The 20,478-nt window shown below is 37.3% G+C and carries 20 protein-coding genes; 2 read left to right on the top strand and 18 right to left on the bottom strand.

From position 1 onward, the window contains the following. The 16 genes from QME58_07810 to dusB form a co-directional block, all read right to left on the bottom strand. A partial coding sequence (locus QME58_07810) for a hypothetical protein (protein ID MDI6803737.1) occupies positions 1-720 on the bottom strand: 720 nt, incomplete at its 3' end. 457 nt (positions 721-1,177) lie between these two features. Further along, complete coding sequence (locus QME58_07805) at positions 1,178-3,001, bottom strand: ABC transporter ATP-binding protein (protein ID MDI6803736.1); 1,824 nt, start codon at positions 2,999-3,001, stop codon at positions 1,178-1,180. After that, positions 2,998-4,395, bottom strand: coding sequence for an aspartate kinase (locus QME58_07800; protein ID MDI6803735.1), 1,398 nt, complete (start codon positions 4,393-4,395; stop codon positions 2,998-3,000). The genes QME58_07805 and QME58_07800 overlap by 4 nt, the downstream gene beginning before the upstream one ends. A gap of 320 nt (positions 4,396-4,715) precedes the next feature. After that, positions 4,716-5,126 carry a response regulator gene (locus tag QME58_07795; GenBank protein ID MDI6803734.1) on the bottom strand — a complete coding sequence of 137 codons (411 nt, stop codon included), beginning with the start codon at positions 5,124-5,126 and terminating at the stop codon, positions 4,716-4,718. Between the two features lie 8 nt (positions 5,127-5,134). Beyond that, on the bottom strand, positions 5,135-5,596 hold the full coding sequence (locus tag QME58_07790) for a response regulator (protein ID MDI6803733.1): 462 nt from the start codon (positions 5,594-5,596) through the stop codon (positions 5,135-5,137). 348 nt (positions 5,597-5,944) lie between these two features. Beyond that, positions 5,945-6,325, bottom strand: a complete 381-nt coding sequence (locus tag QME58_07785; protein MDI6803732.1) for a response regulator transcription factor — start codon at positions 6,323-6,325, stop codon at positions 5,945-5,947. Between the two features lie 6 nt (positions 6,326-6,331). After that, a complete protein-coding gene (locus tag QME58_07780; GenBank protein MDI6803731.1) occupies positions 6,332-6,664 on the bottom strand; it encodes a hypothetical protein in 333 nt (110 codons plus the stop codon). Then, the gene (locus tag QME58_07775) at positions 6,661-7,344 is read right to left on the bottom strand and encodes a response regulator transcription factor (GenBank protein ID MDI6803730.1); all 684 of its coding nucleotides are present in this window, start codon (positions 7,342-7,344) and stop codon (positions 6,661-6,663) included. The genes QME58_07780 and QME58_07775 overlap by 4 nt, the downstream gene beginning before the upstream one ends. Positions 7,345-7,348: 4 nt before the next feature. After that, a complete protein-coding gene (locus QME58_07770) occupies positions 7,349-10,459 on the bottom strand; it encodes a PAS domain S-box protein (GenBank protein MDI6803729.1) in 3,111 nt (1,036 codons plus the stop codon). Between the two features lie 2 nt (positions 10,460-10,461). After that, positions 10,462-11,124 (bottom strand): hypothetical protein, encoded by a 663-nt coding sequence (locus tag QME58_07765; protein MDI6803728.1) that lies wholly within the window; start codon positions 11,122-11,124, stop codon positions 10,462-10,464. A gap of 21 nt (positions 11,125-11,145) precedes the next feature. Next, complete coding sequence (locus tag QME58_07760; protein MDI6803727.1) at positions 11,146-12,672, bottom strand: MDR family MFS transporter; 1,527 nt, start codon at positions 12,670-12,672, stop codon at positions 11,146-11,148. Positions 12,673-12,676: 4 nt separating this feature from the next. Then, positions 12,677-13,339 (bottom strand): endonuclease III, encoded by a 663-nt coding sequence (gene nth, locus QME58_07755; protein ID MDI6803726.1) that lies wholly within the window; start codon positions 13,337-13,339, stop codon positions 12,677-12,679. Then, positions 13,339-14,268: a hypothetical protein gene (locus QME58_07750; protein ID MDI6803725.1), complete on the bottom strand. Its 930-nt coding sequence runs from the start codon at positions 14,266-14,268 to the stop codon at positions 13,339-13,341. The genes nth and QME58_07750 overlap by 1 nt, the downstream gene beginning before the upstream one ends. Continuing rightward, positions 14,265-14,831: a cell wall-active antibiotics response protein LiaF gene (gene liaF / locus QME58_07745; GenBank protein ID MDI6803724.1), complete on the bottom strand. Its 567-nt coding sequence runs from the start codon at positions 14,829-14,831 to the stop codon at positions 14,265-14,267. Before liaF ends, QME58_07750 begins: the two co-directional genes overlap by 4 nt. Positions 14,832-14,843: 12 nt before the next feature. Continuing rightward, positions 14,844-16,589, bottom strand: coding sequence for a DNA polymerase/3'-5' exonuclease PolX (polX, locus tag QME58_07740; protein ID MDI6803723.1), 1,746 nt, complete (start codon positions 16,587-16,589; stop codon positions 14,844-14,846). A gap of 119 nt (positions 16,590-16,708) precedes the next feature. Next, complete coding sequence (gene dusB / locus QME58_07735; protein MDI6803722.1) at positions 16,709-17,692, bottom strand: tRNA dihydrouridine synthase DusB; 984 nt, start codon at positions 17,690-17,692, stop codon at positions 16,709-16,711. Between the two features lie 116 nt (positions 17,693-17,808). Here dusB and QME58_07730 point away from each other — a divergent pair, with 116 nt between their 5' ends. Further along, positions 17,809-17,967, top strand: a complete 159-nt coding sequence (locus QME58_07730; GenBank protein MDI6803721.1) for a hypothetical protein — start codon at positions 17,809-17,811, stop codon at positions 17,965-17,967. Positions 17,968-18,081: 114 nt separating this feature from the next. After that, complete coding sequence (locus tag QME58_07725; protein MDI6803720.1) at positions 18,082-18,330, top strand: hypothetical protein; 249 nt, start codon at positions 18,082-18,084, stop codon at positions 18,328-18,330. 33 nt (positions 18,331-18,363) lie between these two features. Here the strand turns inward: QME58_07725 and QME58_07720 are convergent, their stop codons facing one another. Then, positions 18,364-19,611 carry a M48 family metallopeptidase gene (locus QME58_07720; GenBank protein ID MDI6803719.1) on the bottom strand — a complete coding sequence of 416 codons (1,248 nt, stop codon included), beginning with the start codon at positions 19,609-19,611 and terminating at the stop codon, positions 18,364-18,366. Then, the gene (gene truA, locus QME58_07715; GenBank protein MDI6803718.1) at positions 19,608-20,408 is read right to left on the bottom strand and encodes a tRNA pseudouridine(38-40) synthase TruA; all 801 of its coding nucleotides are present in this window, start codon (positions 20,406-20,408) and stop codon (positions 19,608-19,610) included. The genes QME58_07720 and truA overlap by 4 nt, the downstream gene beginning before the upstream one ends. Positions 20,409-20,478: the final 70 nt, after the last annotated feature.

Here is a 20,478-nt window from a genome sequence, read left to right as displayed (position 1 = left end):
AGCAATCGCAGCCGTGTCAACTTTTACCCAAACATTCTTCATCAACGAATCTCCGAACATTGCTTTTAACTCTAATTCTATCCAGTTCCTTCTTGTAGAGTTATCGTTATATCCCGGAATATTTGGGCATATACTATCAGATGCGGGTTTAATAAATTTTATTACTGTATCTGCTACACTTACAAATATATTTAAAATTTCTTCCCGACAAGGGTATGCCGACTTAAAAGTAACATCCCATCCATATTGTGTGGTATCCGCAGAATAAATACCAAGTGCATCCATTGTTCCATCTGCAGGATGTAAATCTGTTACGTATGCAAATACAACTGTATCACCTCGTTGTACAGGAATGACCGACCAAGGTGTACAAAGATAAGAAATAGAATACTTATATCTTAAAGTTTGATCACCGTAACAATTCCAGTAGTTAGAAGATGGATTGTTAAAACGTGGAACAACAAGATCGGTTAGAATAGAATCACCGTTTCTTATATTTAAATATAAATGGCTATTAACCGGTATCGGACTTTTATCCCTGTTTGCAAAGGAATTACATATTTGCAGTACACCTCTTTTCTTCATCACAAAACCAGATATAACTCCTTCTGTACCTTCTTGTCCAATAATATTGATGTTTTGTAATGATTGTTGAGGATTTATTACAACTTTTTCTTTTATCCTCACTTGTGTCCAAAGAAAATCGCTAAAGAATAGCATTAGGAAAATTATGGTAAGCCCCGAAAGTATTCGGGGTAAACCTAAATCCCGCAGAGAGAGAGAGAGAGTAAATTTTAAGTTTCATATAAAGCCTTATTATAATTTTCGATTTACGAATGACGAATTTTGAATTTAGAATATTTAAAACTAAAAACTCTGTGTTCATTATACGGAATAATTTTGGAAGTGTCAAGTATTGTTTTCTAAAATTTGTTTTATAAACTGAAGTTACGCAGAATTGACTTTTTGTCATGTTGAGCGAAGCGAAACATCTAAAAATAGCCTGAATTTGAGGTTTCAGATTCTTCACTTCGTTCAGAATGACTCTTTTGCGTAACTTCAGTTATAAACTTGTAAATCCGTAGTTCCGTCTCCCTTCATTTATAATTCGGAATTCGATATTCCCCCCGAGTCATCGGTTCACCGATTCGCCAATTCTGTCAATCACCAATAACCCTTACAAGCGGAACTGCAATTCATATAATTTTTTAAACAATCCCTCTTCTTTTATTAATTCAGCAAATTTTCCGATCTGAGCTATACTTCCCTTCTCCATAACCACAACTCTATCGGCATTCTGTATAGTTGAGAAGCGGTGAGCGATAACAAAACTCGTTCGATTTTTCATCAACCGCTCTAATGCTTCCTGAACTAACATCTCAGATTCCGGATCGAGAGCCGAAGTTGCCTCGTCGAGTATCAGAATCGCTGGATTTTTAAGAACCGCCCGCGCAATAGCAAGACGTTGACGCTCGCCCCCCGAAAGTTTTATTCCCCGGTCGCCGATTGTAGTATCATACCCGGTTTGCATTTTCTCGATGAAGAAATGTGCATTTGCAATTTTGGCTGCTTCAATAATTTTTTGGATTGGGACATCTTTAACTCCATATCCGATATTGGCAGCTATAGTATCATTAAACAGGATTGTTTCTTGAGTTACAATTCCCATCATATCGCGGAGCGAATCCTGAGTTACATCCTTTAAATTAATTTCATCTATAAAAATATTCCCTTCAACCGGGTCGTAAAACCTCGGGACCAAATCGACTAACGTAGATTTGCCCGCACCACTCGGTCCGACGATGGCAATCACTTCCCCCTTTTTTACTTTCAGATTTATATTTTTTAAAACTAATGATGTAGTATCGTATTTGAAAGAAACATTCTCGAAGACGATTGTATCTTTAAACTCTTTTAGCTCGGTTGCATTTGGCGAGTCGATTATTCTTGGTTTGATATCCAAAACTGCGAACACTCTTTCGCCTGCAGCCGTTCCCTCTTTCACTGTATTAAAAACTTGTGTAACAATTTTTATCGGTTGTAGCATAGTTATTAAAATTGTGAGATAAAAAATAAACTGTCCCGCAGTCATTGGACTTGTTTTATCGATTATAGCCGAACCGCCAAACCACATCACGATAACTGCGATTATAATTCCTGAGTATTCGCTGAACGGACTTGAAATATTTCTGATTCTTTGCAGCTTCACAAATATTTTGTATAACTTCGAGGTGTGGGTTTCGAATTTTTCGATTTCGTGTTGCTCCATCTTGAATGCTTTAATCACCCGCACTCCCGATATGCTTTCATCAATCAAAGTTGTAATTTCGGAAAGCTTTTCCTGAAAAAGCAAGCTGTATTTTTTTAGTTTCTCGCCAATCCTTCCTATAAAATAACCAACGACGGGAGTAACAATAAGAATTGTAAGTGTTAACTGCCAATTGAAAATAAAAAGAATAACCGTACTAACAATAATTGTGAGAGGGTCGCGAAAAAAAGAGCCTAACAAAGCCATAATAGATTCTGTAATCATACGAACATCGTTCATCACGATGCTGATTAACCGCCCTTTTTTGGTTGCCATAAAAAAATGGAGCGAGAGTTTATGCAGATGGCGATGAAGTTCGTTTCGTATATCGCGTAGTATTCCTTGCTCGATAGCCGCATTCATAAACATTTGCATATAAGCGGTAAGATTCTTCAATAAAAAGCCGACTGCAATAAATGTACAAACATAAAACAGAGCTTCTTTTTTAGGATATTCCCCTAATGTGTGATACAACCAACCCATCAATTGATCTTTGATATTCCCTTTTGTAAGATCGATTTGAACCTCCGTTGCAGTTTGAGTTACATCGGTGAAGATTACGTCGATTAGCGGAACCACCATTGCAAGCGAGAATAAATTCAATACGACATAAAGAAGCATCGAAAAAATCAGAAGCAATACAGTTTTTTTATAAGGGAGGAGATATTTAAGTATTCTTAAAAAAGTTTTCATTTAATTTCTTCGAATATTTTGGAATCGGTTTCACCTTCGAAGAATAATTTATGAAGCGAACGGACAACACTCACTGTTTCATCTGCATTTATTAAAATACTCATACTCATTTCAGTGGCACCGAAGGATATAAAATGGAAATTTATCGCACTCAACACCGAAAACACTTTTTGAACGATAGTAGAATTATGATTTATCTTTTGTCCCATCAAGCTAACGAGGCATAAATTTCCGAGTTCTTCAATTTCGCCTAACGTGGCTAATTCGGTTCTAATAGAATCGAGCATATACTTGGTTTCTAAAACTACAGCATATTGATACTCGGAAGTTGAAGTTACAATAGGTACTGCTTTGTATTTATTCAGGACGCTGAAAATATTTTCCCAAAAAATGTAAGGACTGAAACGATTGGTGGGTTTTATGTTTACCAGCGAGACCTGTGATTTGTAGGTAACCGACTTGATGATAGAACCGGATTTTGCAGTTGAGGAAAATGTTTTAGAGATTAAAGTTCCGGAAATTTGCGGACGTTTTGAATTATACACATGAATAGGAATATTTTTTTCGGCGGCAGGAATCATTGTGTTGGGATGTAAAACTTTTGCTCCGAAGAGCGACAGTTGAAAAGCTTCTTCAAAAGAAAGCTCTTTTATTTTTTTCGGATTTTCTATTATATTCGGGTCGCCGCTCAGCACGCCGTCAACATCTGTCCATATTTGAACATCATCGACATCCAAGACAGCGCCAATAACGGCAGCCGAGAAGTCGGAACTTTCGCGTCCCATAGTCGTTCGTTCACCTGTTGGTGTAACGCCTATGAAACCTTGAGTTACAATTACTTTTTTCCCCTCAATCAATTTCAGGGCGAGAGGACGCAATTTTTCTTCCACGATTGGCATATTTGGCTTCGCCTCGGTAAAGGCATTATCGGTAACCATAAAATCTTTAGTATCTAACCAAACCGTATCGATACCATTTTCTTTCATCACTTCTGAGATAATATAGGATGATAATAACTCACCGTAGGAATAAAACCTGTCGAGAGTCTGCGGAGTTAGCTCGCGAAGTATTGAGACCCCTTTAATAATCTCTAAAATTTCTTCGGAGAAAGAAATGATTTTCGTTCTTATTATATCCTGAGTGTCCGGCTTTATACCCACAGTTTCGACTATTGCAAGGTGCCTGTCGATAAAATATTTTAAGACTTCTTTAGCTTCAGCAACTTTGTTCGATTTTGATAGACCTCCCATAGTCTCAAGTTGATTAGTGGCTTGAGCAATCGCAGAGATCACCACAACAGGACTTTTAGAAGTTCTCGATTTTACAATTTCAGTTACATTAAGCATAGCGGCGGCATCTTTCGTTGAAGTTCCGCCAAATTTCATAACGATCATTCGACTCTTTTGTAAATGTTCCTCAATTTTGGTGGAAAAATATACAAAAGATAGGTTTAACAAACAAACGTGGTGCAGGACGGATTTTAAGGCTGGCTTAGTTTGATTTTTTTCGAAAGGATAAGAACTTTTGTTTGAGATAATGCAGGAATCTTGAGGCCATTCTATTTTTTATTTGTAGAGCAACTATAAGTAAAAGAATTCCTAAAATTAATCCAGCTACAAGTACATTTATATTGGTATAAAAATATGATTCCATCTAATAACTAATTTTCTATTTTATCAGTGATAAAATACGCAATATTTAATCGAACTGCAATTTAGTCTGATATGTTAGACAAGGGATGCGAAGCCTGACTCATCAAAAAGGCATGAATAACCTCAGGGAGTTCGCTAATTAAATTTTCTTTAAGTATGAAGGCGTCAACAAGAACCTTTTTTGCTTCGAGGCGGTATTCGTTCTCATCGTAATTAGTTAAAATAATTATCGGGATAAACGGATAATTTTTCTTAATTGTCAATGCAGCTTCAAAACCAGAAACTTCAGGCATGTTGATATCTAATATCACTAAATCAGGAATTAGTTCATCAGTTTTCAGAATAGCTTCACGACCGTTTGTAACCTGAATTACCTCCACTGATACGAGGTGAGCTTTCAAAAAGTGGACAATAGTTCTACGAAAAGTTACATTATCGTCCGCTATTAGAATTGTTGCATTTCTTTGTATCATCAAAATCCTTAAGTATTTGAATGTCGTCGTGAATGTTCTTCTAATTTTTCACGGGTAAAAGCCAAATCAAACATCAGACGGCTGTTTTCCTGTCGCATCCATCTTCTTTCTAAGCACTTGAGCGAGAGGGCTATGATTTGATTTGGAACAATAGGCTTTTGTACGAACAAACTCGCACCGCTTAATAATGCTTCGCTTAACAAATCGGCATTCTGAAAATTAGTCATAACAATAATTTCTACATCGGGCGAAGCTGCTTTCAAACGATTAATCAAAGTTACTGCCGAAGTATCCGATAACAACAAATCCATAATTACTAAATCAACATCGCGTTCGTGCAATGCTTCGATTGCCGACTCACCATCGGGAGCTAACCCGACTGTATAGTTTAAAGACTTGTAGATTTCAGCTAATTCCGAAGAAATTTCCTCATTATCATCTACCACTAAAATTGTTTTTATATATTTCATATTAGTCTTCTATTTAATTTAACCTAACGAATGATAAGATAATTACAACTCGTAAACAATAAGTTTATTTACTTGATTTTATACTGTGGGAATTACGAGGTTTATTTATTTATAAACGGGCCGAAGCTCGGACCCCGCGTTAAGGGGGTAGGACCGCAGGGCCCGGCTTCATTTAAAGTATCACGGGAGGAATGATACTTACCCAAATTGCTATAAAAATTATTTCTAACTTAAGAACATCAGAACATCCAAAGTAGTTCAATGCTCTGGTGTAAATTTAATGTATCATTTATTAAAAAACAATATGTAAAACTACTTGTTTTAAAAACTCGTATATATACGAGGTTGTTATTGATTCCGTTTCCTCAAAGATTTAAAAATAGCGGGTATCAACTCGCTAACTAAATTTACTTTATTTACGAAACCATTTAGCTTCAATTTTTCAATCATTTCACGTGCATCGGTAACCTCGTTGCCGGATAGAATAATAATCGGCATATCAGGAAATTTGCTACGAATTATTTCAGAAGTCTCAAATCCGTTCAAACCCGGCATAACAATGTCCATCAGTATAACTTTTGGTATAAATTTTTCGAGGCTCTCGATAGCTTCCTTCCCCGATACTGCCGTAGTTACCTTTTGAACTTCCTGCTGTTGTTCTAAGAAATCTTTAATTAATTCCCTAAAGTTTTCCGAATCATCAACTACAAGTATGTCGATCTTTTCCATATTTGGCTAAGGTTCAGTTACTCTGATGGAAGGTATTAGTTTATCAGTATTATAAATTTCAATTGTATATTTTTTGTTTTTAGAGGCTTGAAAAGAACCAGCAACGGCAACATCTGTCGAAGTGATGATATAAAAACCATCGGGTATTTTGATATAGTCTGTGGTATATCCAGCATCGACTTCTTCAAACACCTTCTTATATCCATCTGTTTTTTTCAACTCAACTTCTGTATAAATTGCCAATTTATTGGAAACCCGAACTAATGGGTCTTCTTCTTTCTCACACCCGATAAAAGAAAAAATAATTAATGTAGAAATTATGAGGTTACTTATTTTCATATATTCTCCTTGATTGAATTAATTTGTACAATTCCTTTTTGAATTGTGTATTTTATTAAACTTGCTAAATCGGTCAATTGTAATTTGTGCATAATATTTGCACGGTGAAATTCGACTGTACGCACACTAATAAATAATTTTCCGGCAACTTCCTGATTTGTACTCCCTTCCGCTATCAATTGTAAAACTTCTTTTTCGCGATGAGTAAGTTCGGGTGCTTTATTCCCGGTATGTAAACCTTGCGTCCGTTTTATATAATCGTCTAATATCATTCTCGATATTGAGGGACTAAAAAACTTTTCCCCTTTTTGAATTTCTTTTATAGCTTTAATCAAATCATCAGAGACCGATGTTTTTAAAATGTACCCACTTGCACCTGCTTTTATAATTTGCATTACATACTCTTCATTTTCATGTTGAGTGAGGATCAGTACTTTTACGTTAGGAACATCTCGTTTTATCTGGTGAGTAGCTTCCAAGCCGTTTAAATTTGGCATACTCAAATCCATTATAACAATATCAGGATCGAGTTTTTTAGCAAGCCGAACTGCTTCAATACCGTCGGAAGCTTCACCGATTACATCCATATCCGATTCAACATTTAGTAAAGCTACTATTCCCTGCCGGACAAGATTATGATCGTCGGAGACCAAAATTTTTATTCGATTATTTTTTTTCAATTGTTCATTTCTCTTTCAGCACAATTTCAACAGATATTTCTGTACCTTTTCCCATCGTAGAGTCAATATATAATTTTCCCCCTAAAAATTCAACTCTCTCCTGAATATTTCTCAATCCGAAATGTGCCTCCTGCTCTTCACGTTTAGTTAACTTATCCATATCAAATCCAATCCCGTTATCCGAAACAGTTAGGACTAAAACATTATCACGTTTAAAAAGTTGAATACTTACCTGATTAGCTTGCGAGTGTTTTACGATATTCGTTAAAATTTCTTGCACAATCCTATAAATGACAGTTTCAATCGTGGGATCGTAGCGGCGGTCTTCTACTTCAAGATTCAAGATAGTCGAAATACCAACCCGTTTTTGAAATTGCGATGTTTGGAGTCGTAGCGCTGCATTCAATCCGAAGTCGTCCAAAACTGAGGGCCTCAAATCGTAAGATATTTGCTTTACTTCACGAACTGCTTCGTCAACCAAATTCCGGCATTCCTCAATGTACTCTTTTGATTTCAAGATATCTTCCTGCATAGTCGTATCGGATAAATCTAAATTTATTTTTAATGCAGTTAGCGCTTGCCCCAAACTATCGTGCAATTCACGTGAAAATTTTTTCCGCTCTCTTTCTTCTACAAAAACGAGGTCATTCGATAATTTTTCTAACTCCGTTTTACGTTTTGTGGCTTCTTTTAACAGGTGTTCTAATTTTATATTTGCTAATAATATTTCCTGTTCTGCCTTTTTGCTGTCCGATATATCGCGTCCGCTGCCGATTATCGCAACAACTTTACCGTTTTCATCTAATTCGGCTTTATCCGACCACGCCAGCCAATGCCAGCCGTATTTTGTAATTGCTCGCTGTTCTACATAGCATGTATAAGGCGGTTTGAAAAGATTTTTCATCTTTTCAGCAGTATGGTTTCTGTCTTCCTCATGAACTAAAGGCATAAAGATGCTCCCCAATAACTCTTCCTTAGTTTTTCCGAACAAATCACAATAAGTCTGGCTGACAAACAAGAATCGCCCATCCAAATCCATCTTCACTAACAGGTCCGACTGATTTTCAACCAATAAGCGGTATTGCTCTTCGCTTAAACGTAAGGCTTCTTCTGCTTTTTTAATCTCCGTTATATCACGGACTATAGTGGAAATATATTCCACGTTTCCTGATGAATCTTTATGAGCAATTATGACTTGTGAGACGGGTATCTCATTGCCATCACGAGTGAGTAAAGCAGTTTCGCCATGCCAAGTTCCTTCACACAATGTGGTGGGCACACCAACTTTTAAGATAATATCGCTTGCCCATGTCGGATGAAAATCAGCTATTTTTAGATTAGTTACCGCTTCAAATTCACCTATACCGACAAGTTTTCTGCCAGCACGATTTATGAATAGAATATTATGATTCAAATCCGCACTCGATACAAAGTCGGTAGTTGCTTCGAGAATTGCTGTAAGTCGTTTCCGAGTTTCTTCGATCCGTATCCGTTCTGTAATATCACGGGCAGTGGAGATGAAATGTGTTATCTCGCCTTTACCATCCTTAATTGGTGTGATGGTACAATCCTGTTGATAAAGCATTCCGTCTTTTTTCCGATTAACAATTTCAGTTTGGAACGATTTTCCACTGCAAATTGTGTCCCAAAGTTTTTTATAAAATTTTGAATTGTGTTTACCCGATTTTAGGACATTTAGTTTTTTACCTATAACTTCTTCGGAACTGTATCCTGTTAATTGAATAAACGAGGGATTGACGAACTCGACAATTCCTTCTTTATCTGTAATAACAACGCTATCGCCTGTTTGTTTTACAGCGCTTGAAAGTTTTTCAAGTTGTTTTTCTACAACTTTTCTCCGTAATGCGTTTGCTATAATTTCTCCAAGCATCAACAATGATGTAGCAGCTTCTTCGCCCCAAATTCTTTTTTTCTGTACAGAATCGAAACCTAAAAAGCCCAATAAATTTTTACCATGAATTAACGGAACACATATCAACGATTTTATATCTTGAGATAAGAAAATTTTTTTCTCATTAATTGCTTCTTCAGGGAGCTCGTTTACATTTGGGATGTTGATGACATTGTATCTTGTAATCTGTTCAATCCACCAAGGCATCTGTGCGGTCGGAACATTTTTTAAGCTTTCGATTTCAGATTCAATTCCGCGGGCACACCACTCATGTGTATTATCCATCCTCCTCATGTTTTCAGAAAATAAAAAAACATAACTTCGGTCAACATCTATAAATTCACCAACTTCTTTCAATGCTCTCTCTATTCCGATATCGATTTCATCGGCAGAAAGATCTACAAAATTTGTAGAAATTTTTACAATCAATTTCCCGATTTCATAATGGTAACGCAGTGCTTCTTCGGCATTTTTACGTTCGGTGATATCCAATAGTGTTCCAATAATTGCCGGTTTTCCGTTAAATTCAGTTATTGTGCTGTGAACCTCGACGAATACAATATTTCCGTCTTTCCTTTTCCCCCGGAATGAATAACGGATTTTATCGGCTTCACCACTAAATCTTTTCTGTATGTTTTGGAATACTAATTCCCTGTCATCCTCATAAACAAGGTCCGCAATCGTTTTGGTGTTGATTATTTCCTCCTGAGAGTAACCTGTAATTTCTGCCAAATGAGGATTCACATATAAAAATTTCCCATCCTGGATAATATAGATTCCCACAAGAGAAAGTTCAACAAGTTTGCGATATTTTTCTTCCGCTAACCGAAAAGCCTCCTGCATTAGTCGCTGCTCAGTGATATCTTTCACTAATACAAATCGCGCCTGCCGTCCTTCGAATATTGTTTCGTGCGCTGTTATTTCAACCCAGATAATAGAACCATCTTTTTTCAAATGTCTCCAACAACCCGATTTTTCGATTTGCCTATAGATCTTTTTGAGGTGTTCCAAAATCAATGGAATATCTTCAGCCGGACGAATATCGAGAATTGTCATTTGCAAAAATTCTTCCAGAGAATAACCGTAATGATACAGAGCCGCATCATTTACTTCAAGAAACTTTAAAGTCCCTACATCATAAACAAACATTGGTAGTGGACTTTCCTTGAAAAACAATCTATAATGGTCTGTAACTGCGTTCATAATTACTCAATGAATTCTATTTCTTTTATTTTGTCTATCGTTACTCTGAAATATGCAAAAGCATCAGTAACACCTGTTAATACGCCGGGTAAATCGCCGTTATGAATACGCCGTTTTATTACATATTGAAGACTTTGCTGTTTACCATCTTTGTATTCAACTGCAACAATCGCCGATTTAATGTCCATTTGCAATTTTTTAATTTTTGGAAACTTCAACTCATCGCCATTTCGTAGAAGCAGAGCAGGTTTATGCCATTCCGGTAATGCTTCATTTTTGAGCGATGAAGATAACGGGTATTTAATTGATATGCAATTTACTGTGTGTGTTGAACCATCAGTTAAAATTACTTTTGCAGTGAATGCTCGTTTCTTCCAGTTAGCTATAATCTTCCGCCGATCATCGTCGGAAGATTTAATTGCAACCGCACAACGGTCATCGCCCCCTTCTGTTTTATTGGCAAGCCGGGGTTCGGGCGATTGGGATTCTTTGTTGAACCGCAGATAGCGGATACAGCTCTGAGTTTCTTCGACTACGATAACATCCTTAACAGTAATTTTTTGAAATTTTTTACCAACTCTTCTTTCGAGATTAATCTCGTCGGCGGACACCGAAAACGTAAACAGAAACGACGAGAAAAGTAAAATTATTTTTGTGTAACACATGAAACTTTTCTCCTTTCATAGTTAAACTTTTGATTTTGGTAATAACCAACTTACTATAAATCCGAGTATCACTATTGTTAAAGCTACAAAAAAAACATTTTGCAAACTATTTGTAAAAACAGATAAAACCGTTACAAGGTCTTGTTGTTGCATCAGACCACGCAAGTGGGAACTAAGTAATTCGTGAGGCTCGCCGAAATGATTTTGGACTACCTCCGGGAGTGAATTAAGTTTCCCGGTTTTTGATAATTCACTGAATTCAACCAACATCGAGCGGGCTAACGTTGTGCCCATAATGCTAACGCCCATAGTACCGCCGAGTGTTCTTGCGAGCATTTGTGAAGAAGTTGCTACACCGATGACGTTTTTGTTCATACTATTTTGAACTGTAACTAAAATTGCAGGAGTATTGAAACCCATACCGGCCCCGATAAACGATACAAATATTATTACAAAATACATCGACGAATCGTAGTGAACAAACGTTGCCGCTAAAAATCCAGTTGCCATCAATACCAAGCCGAGCCGGATAAACAATTTTTCGCCGTATTTCTGAATTAAGCGTCCCGCTGAAAAACTTGCTGCCGACCATGCAAGCGCCATCGGCATAATGGCTAAACCAGCCGTTAACGGACTTCCCCCCTGAATAGATTGCACGAACAATGGCACAAAACTGATAATGCCGTACATCGCGAACCCGGCAAGAAAAGCAAGCAAATTTCCAACCCCGAACGCACGGTCCCGATAATAATCGATACGAATAATCGGATCGCCAAACTTACCTTCATTAGTAATAAAAGCGAATATGAAAATAACAGAAACCATGATTAATCCTGTTACATTGAACGAGAAGAAAGCCGATCCTTTTCCAAACAAAAGAAAAGCCATCAATAACGAAAACACTGACGCAATAAAAATGGCAGCTCCTGCATAATCGATCCGTTCTCTTTTTGCCTGTGTAATTTCTTTAAAATTAATGTGAATGATTATGATTGAAAGGATACCAACAGGAATATTAATAAAGAATACCCACTGCCAATCGAAGTGAGTAACTATAAAACTTCCGGTGAGCGGACCTAACAGACTTGAAATTCCCCATGTAGCACTTAAAGCTCCCGCACCGCGTCCTCGTTTTGCTGGCGGGAATATGGTCCCGATTAATGCGTACGACACTGCCGCTAAACCTCCGGCGCCAATACCCTGAACTCCTCTAAATATAATTAACTGAACCATATTTTGAGAAGCTCCCGAAAGTATTGAACCGATTAGAAAAAACAAAACTGCAATTTGAAAAAGAGGTTTCTTTCCATATACATCCGACAGCTTGCCCCAGAGGGGCATCGAGATTGCCGTAGTTAACATATAAGCCGAGAAGACCCAAGTATAAAGCGCCATACCTCCAAGAACCGAAATTATTGTAGGCATAGCTGTACCAACGACAGTAGCATCGAGTCCGGCAAGCGTTACGCCGAACATTACACCGATTACAATCTTTGTCCGGTTCTTTTCGTTCAGAGCAACATCATCGATAGTTTGTGTTTGATTCATTTGCTCATTTAATAATTTTCGACTTTGAAAAACAGAAGCCGTTGATACAACACTCGAGACATTTTGGTTTACGAGCCTGGCAAGTTTTTCTACCGTGCCAAATCAGATAATTTCCAAAATCAATCCAGTATTTTTGCGGAACGATGTTCATCAAATCAACTTCAATATTTTCGGGATTAGTCTGCGCCGAGAAGCCAAGCCTTTCTGAAAGTCTTTTTACATGAGTATCAACTACAATTCCGGAAACGATGCCGAACGCACTGCCTAAAACTACATTGGCAGTTTTGCGACCGATACCGGGTAATTTGATCAGCTCGATAATATCTTTTGGTATATTACCATTATAATTTTTGATTAATACTCTGCAGCAATTTATTATACTTTTTGCTTTTGCACGGTAAAAGCCGGTCGACTTTATAATACTTTCAAGCTCTGTAATATTCGCTTCGGCAAATTGTTTTACAGTTTTATACTTTTTAAATAATTGCGGAGTTACTTTATTCACCCTTTCATCGGTGCATTGAGCTGATAATATTGTAGCAACTAATAATTCGAGTGGACTATCGTGTGTAAGAGCAGTTCCATGTAATGGATACTCTTTTTGTAATACTCCGATAATTTTTTTGATGCGAAATTTTAACTCGACGAATGATTCTTTAGATGGCATTACTTTATCAATTTTTTAGTTACTAATTTCCCTTCATCAATCAGTGCCTGCCGCACAAATCCAACTTCTTTATACATCGAAAGCCAACGTAGCGTTTCCGTCAGATGTTCGTGTGCCTCAGGTAGATACAACCGTAGAACAAACTCGGAACCTTTTCCAAAACCAAGTTTTCGTTTCATTAAAGTTATATACGGAATTTTGAGAGAGACCCATAATTTATCGAGCATCTCGTTCATCGAAGTTTGAAATACATCGTCAGGAACGTCTTGCGGTTGTGCAAAAAAGAAAGCAACCTCGAAGACTTCTTTCTCTAATAACCGATTTGCCGCTGCACCCGATGAATAAATCAGGTTATACAATGAGTTTTGTGAAATATCAATGTGCAGCTGGTCTCCATAATTTTTTTTAAGAAGCATTTGTTCTATCAAATCGAGATTAATGCTGCTTTCAAAAATCAAAAGCGTTTCATAGATCTTCCTCTGTTCCTTACCCGCCTCAAAGCCAATTGTTTTCAGATAATCGCTCCCCGCTTTTTCGAGACGCTTCAGCAGTGCATACTGAGTCGGCAACACAACAACTTCCGAAATATACGCCATCTCAAGTCCGTACTTTATGTTTAACGAAAACTGTGTCGTTAATTTTTCTAAAGAATCTCTCAGAGTCTTTCGGATTTCTTCGTTATCTTGTTGTAACGGAGTTTGCAAGTATTCGCCCAAAATGGTTGTAAGCATCTCGGTATTTTTATCTAATAATTTTTCAGAATACTTAATTAAGGTTTTTTCGATTTTCTCGGTTTCTTTTTCCAAATGTTGCTGCATACTCTTAAAAGATTTCAAGTATGTTTCTTTGATTTCACCCTCTTTTAATTGATAAAGGGATGAACAGCAAATCATTCGTGGTTCGTGTGATAATGCTTTGTATATGCTCATAATAATCTCAAATCACCAAAAATTTGTGAGACGTGAATTCTGATTTTTTTTGAAGCCGTTTGATAACCGGGTGAGGATGTATTAATGTCTTTAAAAATCCCCTCAGCTTTTTCATTAAAAACTTTTAAATCACCGAAGACAACACTCGCTGTAACTGCAATAGCGCAATCTTTTGGAGCTTGAATAATTGTATCACCAAAAACTGAATTGAGACGAAGTACGTGTTCACCGTCAGCGATTACAGTTTTCGACAAATCTAAATTAATATCACCGAAAACATTTGAGATAGAACCGCCTTTAAAATTTTGTGAATTTACAGAAAACGATTCATCTCCAAAAATATTTGAACGATGAATCAAGTCGCCAAGAGACTCCGACGGTTCAGTAGTTATTTCAATATGGCTTTGATTTTTTTTTCTTAATAAAACGTGAATACCCCACAGGATAAAAATAACGGGCCAATAAGTTCGTATTAAATAACTAAAGTCAGCAATTCCCAAATTATCTAATAGGAAAAGAACCCCTAGAGTTATTAAAACCAAGCCCCAAAATAAATTTCGCATAACGTTTATAAATTATTTAATATTTAAGTATTTAGTAATATCTTTGAGCGAGCGAGTATTTATAACATCCGATTTTTCGAGCCATCCTTTGCGTGCAATACCAACACCGTAAAAAACGTCAGTTAAACTATTGATATTATGCGCATCCGGATTGATTGCTATTTTTACACCTGTCTTTTTCGCGAACTTGCACAACCTCCAATCGAGGTCGAGGCGCGACGGATGTGCATTAATTTCAATAACTTTTCCGAAATCGGATGCTGCTTTAATTATTTCAAACATATTCACAGGATAAGGTTCACGTTCGAGCAGCAATCTTCCTGTCGGATGAGCAAGCATTGTAACATATTTATTTTTCATACCTTTTATAATCCGTCTGGTCATATCTTTTTCCGGCATATTAAATTTAGTATGAATTGCACAAATTACAAAATCAAAAAGTTCTAAAATTTTATCGGAAAAATCTAAACTTCCGTCGGAAAGAATATCTACCTCAATCCCTTTCAATATACGAAAATTTTTGAAAGATTTGTTCAAGCCATCAATTTCTTCTAACTGTTGTTTAACTTTGTTTTCATCAAGCCCGCCGGCATACGCTGCCGATTTGCTATGTTCAGCGATTCCTAAATATTCCCAACCTAGTTTTTGCGAAGCTTCAGCCATTTCGGCAAGTGTGTTGAAACCGTCGCTGTATTTTGTATGGCAGTGGAATGTGCCACGTATATCATTTTCCTCTATTAAGTTCGGAAGTTTTCCGGTCGCCGCTGCTTCAAGTTCTCCAGAATTTTCACGCAGTTCGGGTACAACGAATTCAAGTCCAAGTGTTTTATAAATTTCCGATTCGGTTTTACATTTTATTTTTTGTTTTGATTTGCCTCTCGTTTCTTCTGTTCCAATTTCAGAGAAACCGTATTCATTTAAACTCATACCAAATTTTTTCGAGAGCGACCTCATCTCAACATTGTGTTCCTTGCTTCCTGTAAAGTATGCCAGAGCAAACGGGAATTCTGCTTCACTCACTACACGCAAATCGCAGTGGATTCCGTTTTGCAGGATGACGCTTGATTTTGTTTCACCTTTTGCAATAACTTCAGCGACATCAGGATACTTCACGAAAGCATCCATTATTTTTGGTGTATCTTTTATTTTAGCACTCACAAGAATATCGATATCTCCGATAATCTCTTTCTTACGCCGTAAACTTCCTGCTAATTCAATTTGGAGAACCGATTTTAGTTTCTTTAAATCGCTGATAATTTTATCAGCAGATTTTTTGGCTACGGGATAGAGAAATTTATCGGCGTGTTTTTTTAGTTGCTCGATGCCTTTTAAAATATTTACTTCTATTTTTTCGCCGAACCCATCGAGTTCCTCGAGCTCTTTTTTTTCAGCAGCTTCTTTTAGTTTCTCGATTGTTGTGATGTTCAGTTTGTCATATAAAATCTTGATCCGCTTAGGGCCTAAACCCGGTATCCGAAGCATATCGAGTAATCCAGACGGAAGCGACTTTTTTAACTCCTCGTAATATTTGAGTTTGCCCGTATCAACAAGTTCAGCCAACTTTTCGGCTAAACCTTCACCGATTCCTTTTACTTTTTTGATCTCACCACTCTCGATTAATAGACTCAATTCAGTTGTTAGAGCAGCAACGACACGCGAGGCGTTATGGTACGCACGGCACTTGAAGAGGTTCTCGCCTCTTAATTCAAGCAGCGTTCCGATTTCTTCCAATATTTCTGCGATTTGTTTGTTATCCATAATCCGACCCTACTGCCAGTTTTCATATTTTTAAAAAATAGTCGGCGTGAAAACGACAAGTTTTTAGGGAGAAATTGTGTGAAAGGTTTAATCAAATTTAATAATTACTTCATTAAGATTCAAGCTTGAAACTGATTTCCGTGCGTAACAGCTGAATAGCTTTTCAATTTTTCTACTATCGGCTCTACTTCAGTAAATTTCATTAACTCGTTTCGGAGTTTTGCAACATCGGGAGCGTTTCTCAAATATCCTGTATAATATTTCCGGAATTCAATTACACCGGTTCGCTCGCCTTTGAATTGCACCGAAAGTTTTAGATGTTCAATTAATGTCTCAATTCGCTTTTCGATTGTAACTGGCGTCAAATGTTCACCAGTTTTTAAGTAATATTTTGTTTCTTTAAATATCCACGGATTTTGAATCGCACCTTGCCCAATCATAATTCCATCGCAGCCAGTTGAATCGAAAACATACTTAGCAATTTCAGGTGTAGTGATTCCGCCATTGACTATAATTGGGATCTTAACTGCCTGCTTGATTTTCGGTATCCAGCTATAATCAACTTTGCCTTTGTGGGCTTGTGAACGAGTTCGGCAATGGACTGTCAAAGCTGCTGCCCCCACACTCTCCACCATTTTTGCAACTTCGATTATTTTAATATTGGTATCGTCCCAACCCAATCGTGTTTTGACTGTCACGGGTAAACTAACTGATTTCACGACTGTTGAAACTACACTTTCCATTTTTGAAATATCTTTAAGCAGTCCCGCACCGGCACCCTGACCAACCACGTTTCTAACCCAACAACCGGCGTTAATGTCTATGAAATCTGGCTGCATTTCTTCAGCCATCTTAGCCGCACCTTCCATCGAGGTTTCGAGACCGCCGTAGATTTGAATACCGATTGGCCGCTCTTCTTCCGTGAAATACATTTTATGTTTTGTCTTTTCAGATAAACGGACTAATCCTTCGGCATTAACAAACTCGGTATAAACGATATTGGCGCCGAGGCGTTTACAGATTATTCGGAAAGAGGTATCTGTAATACCTTCCATAGGTGCGAGTGCGATTGGTTGAGCGATATTTAGATTGCCTAATTTCATAGATTTATTTTAAGCAGATTTTGAGAAGAAAGCAAAAGCTGATAAAGTTTGACTTTATAAAAATTTTTGTTATTATTCAGTCGAAATAAAGCAATAATAATTAGACGTAACAAGAGATGGACAACAAATATTTACTCCCGTTTATTATAGCGGGTCTTACGCTTGCGTTCGGGATCATTACATTTCTTGTACTCCTGACAAAAAAGAATCCATACTTGGTACAGATGGGATTAAAGATTGACCGCGCTGACCCTATTATTGAATTCGCTGTATAATTTTTATCCTCTCAACAACAGGCGGGTGCGAGTAATTCATCTTAACATAAAACGGATGAGGAGTTGATATTATTTCGTAATTTATATATAATACACATAGAAAGGATTTATAATATGGCAATTGACCCAATCAATATTTCTGTCCCGTTTGAATCCCTATTGAATACAATAAATAATTTATCTTTAACCGAAAAACTGCGGTTATGGAAACTATTACATGAACAATTAGAACAAGCGGAAGAAGATACACTACTTGCAGATCCGAAAGTAAAATCTGAGATTCATGAAGCACGTGTCGCTTATAAAACCGGTGATTACATGTTTCTTGATGATTATATCAGTGATCGCAAAAATAAAACCTGATGGATTACAAAATTAGAATCGGAGATTATAGAATCAGATATGAATTTGGATTTCGGATTTTATAGCAATTATCCTCTCAACCACAGGCGGGTGCGAATAATTCATCTTAACATAAAACGGATGCGGAGTTAAGTGCGAAAGATTGTCCTTTGATAATTTTTTCAACGCATCAACAAATGGTTCTGAAGATTTCATTGTTTCGACTGCAAACCTATCTGCTTCGTATTCATGCTTTCTCGATAAAGCATTTAACGCTAAGGAAACCAAAAACTCAAGCGGCGTAAAAAGCATACCGAAGAACAACAGTCCTGCATAAACAGAAATGTTCTCCATAAAAAATGCATCGAATAACCCAGGCTGAGTTACGAATATCGACAGCAGGAAGAACATCAATCCCATATGCAATATGCTGATAATCATTCCCTGAATTATATGCTTCTTTTTGTAATGACCAATTTCATGAGCAAGCACTGAAACCAACTCCGGGATTGTATGTTTCTGAATTAATGTATCGAAAAGAGCAATACGTTTATTTTTACCGAATCCTGTAAAAAATGCATTCGATTTACTCGACCGTTTCGAGCCGTCCATAACGTAAACATCGCGCAATGAGAACTTAACCGACTTAGCATAAGAAACTATCGACTCTTTCAACTCTCCATCCTGGAGCGGAGTGAATTTGTTAAACAGCGGCATTATCCAAGTCGGTGCTACAAATTGAATAAAAAGCACAAAAACCGATGCCGCAGTCCAACAATACAACCACGCAAAGACACCCGCATATTCGAACAAGACAAGAATGCCTAACAGTAGCGATCCACCGAGAATGGCGCCAAGCAGTAAACCTTTGAGAATGTCTGTGATAAAAGTTTTTACGGTGGTCTTGTTAAATCCAAATTTTTCTTCAATAACAAAAGTCGAGTAAATACTAAACGGCATTGAAAGAATTGACCTGATGATGATGAGAATACCGATATACGCTATTCCTGTGAAAACAAAACCAAGCTGCAAATCACGAACTATAATATCGAGGTAATTAAAACCACCGAGGAACCAGAATACAAAGGTTATAACGAGACTAAAACTTGATTCGACGATACCAAATACAGTCCGCGTGTATGTATAAGTTTGTGATTTTTTGTATGTCTCTTCATCATAGATGCCATTGAACTCATTAGGCAGAACGGCAGAGAGTGTTTTGAGGTTAAGAAGGTCGGCGATTAGTTCCAGAATATATTCTATTAGAAGAGCAAAAAGAATTATTACTAAGTATGGATTCATAAATTTTTATGGGGAGATGTAACGACACTTAAAACCGGTTCTAACTTCTGGAGTTTCTGATCGCCCTGATAATAAACTCGTTCTAAAAACAGTCCTGACGGCGGTGCGGAGAATTTTGCCGGCTCATTGGATTTTATTTTGATGTAATGCTGAACTTTATCAAGCGCAAGTTTTCCGCTCCCCACTTCTACAATAACTCCCACAATCTGGCGAACAAGTTTCCACAAAAAATGAGAGCCGTAAATCCTTATCAATATCAAGTCGCCGGCTTCTTTCATTTCAATTTCTTCAATCAATACTTTTGTGGATTTTTCTTCAGGGTCATCGGCAGTAAATGACTGCAAATTTTTCATACCCACAAACAGTTTAGATGCTTCCTGCATTTTCTGAAAGTCAAATTTTTCTTTGAGCCACCAAACGTAACGCTTACCGAATGCAGTTCTTCTCCTTGTAATTTGATACAAGTAACTGCGGGCTACTGCATCGTGGCGGGCGTGGAAATTCTTTGCGGCTTTTTCAACTTCGATTATATTGATATCTCCGGGCAATTCATCGTTCAGTCTCACCCTGATAATTTCAGGAGCAAGCATAGTCCGAACTTCGAGGTGGGCAATTTGTTGAAGGGCATGCACGCCGGCATCAGTTCTGCCTGAACCGTACACTTCTAAATCTTGTATTTGAAAAACTTTATACGCCGCATCAAGAATCGCCCCCTGAACAGTCTGTGCATTTTTCTGAATTTGCCAGCCGCTGTAACGCGTGCCATCGTATTCTATGTAAAGTTTAAAACGAGACAAGGGATTTCGGATTTATGATTTATGATTTGGGATTCCCGCCTACGCTAAAGCTTCGGCGGGCGGATTGAGT

Source organism: Bacteroidota bacterium (assembly GCA_030017895.1).
GTDB lineage: Bacteria > Bacteroidota > Ignavibacteria > UBA10030 > BY39 > JASEGV01.
This window is presented reverse-complemented; position numbering and strand designations above follow the sequence as displayed.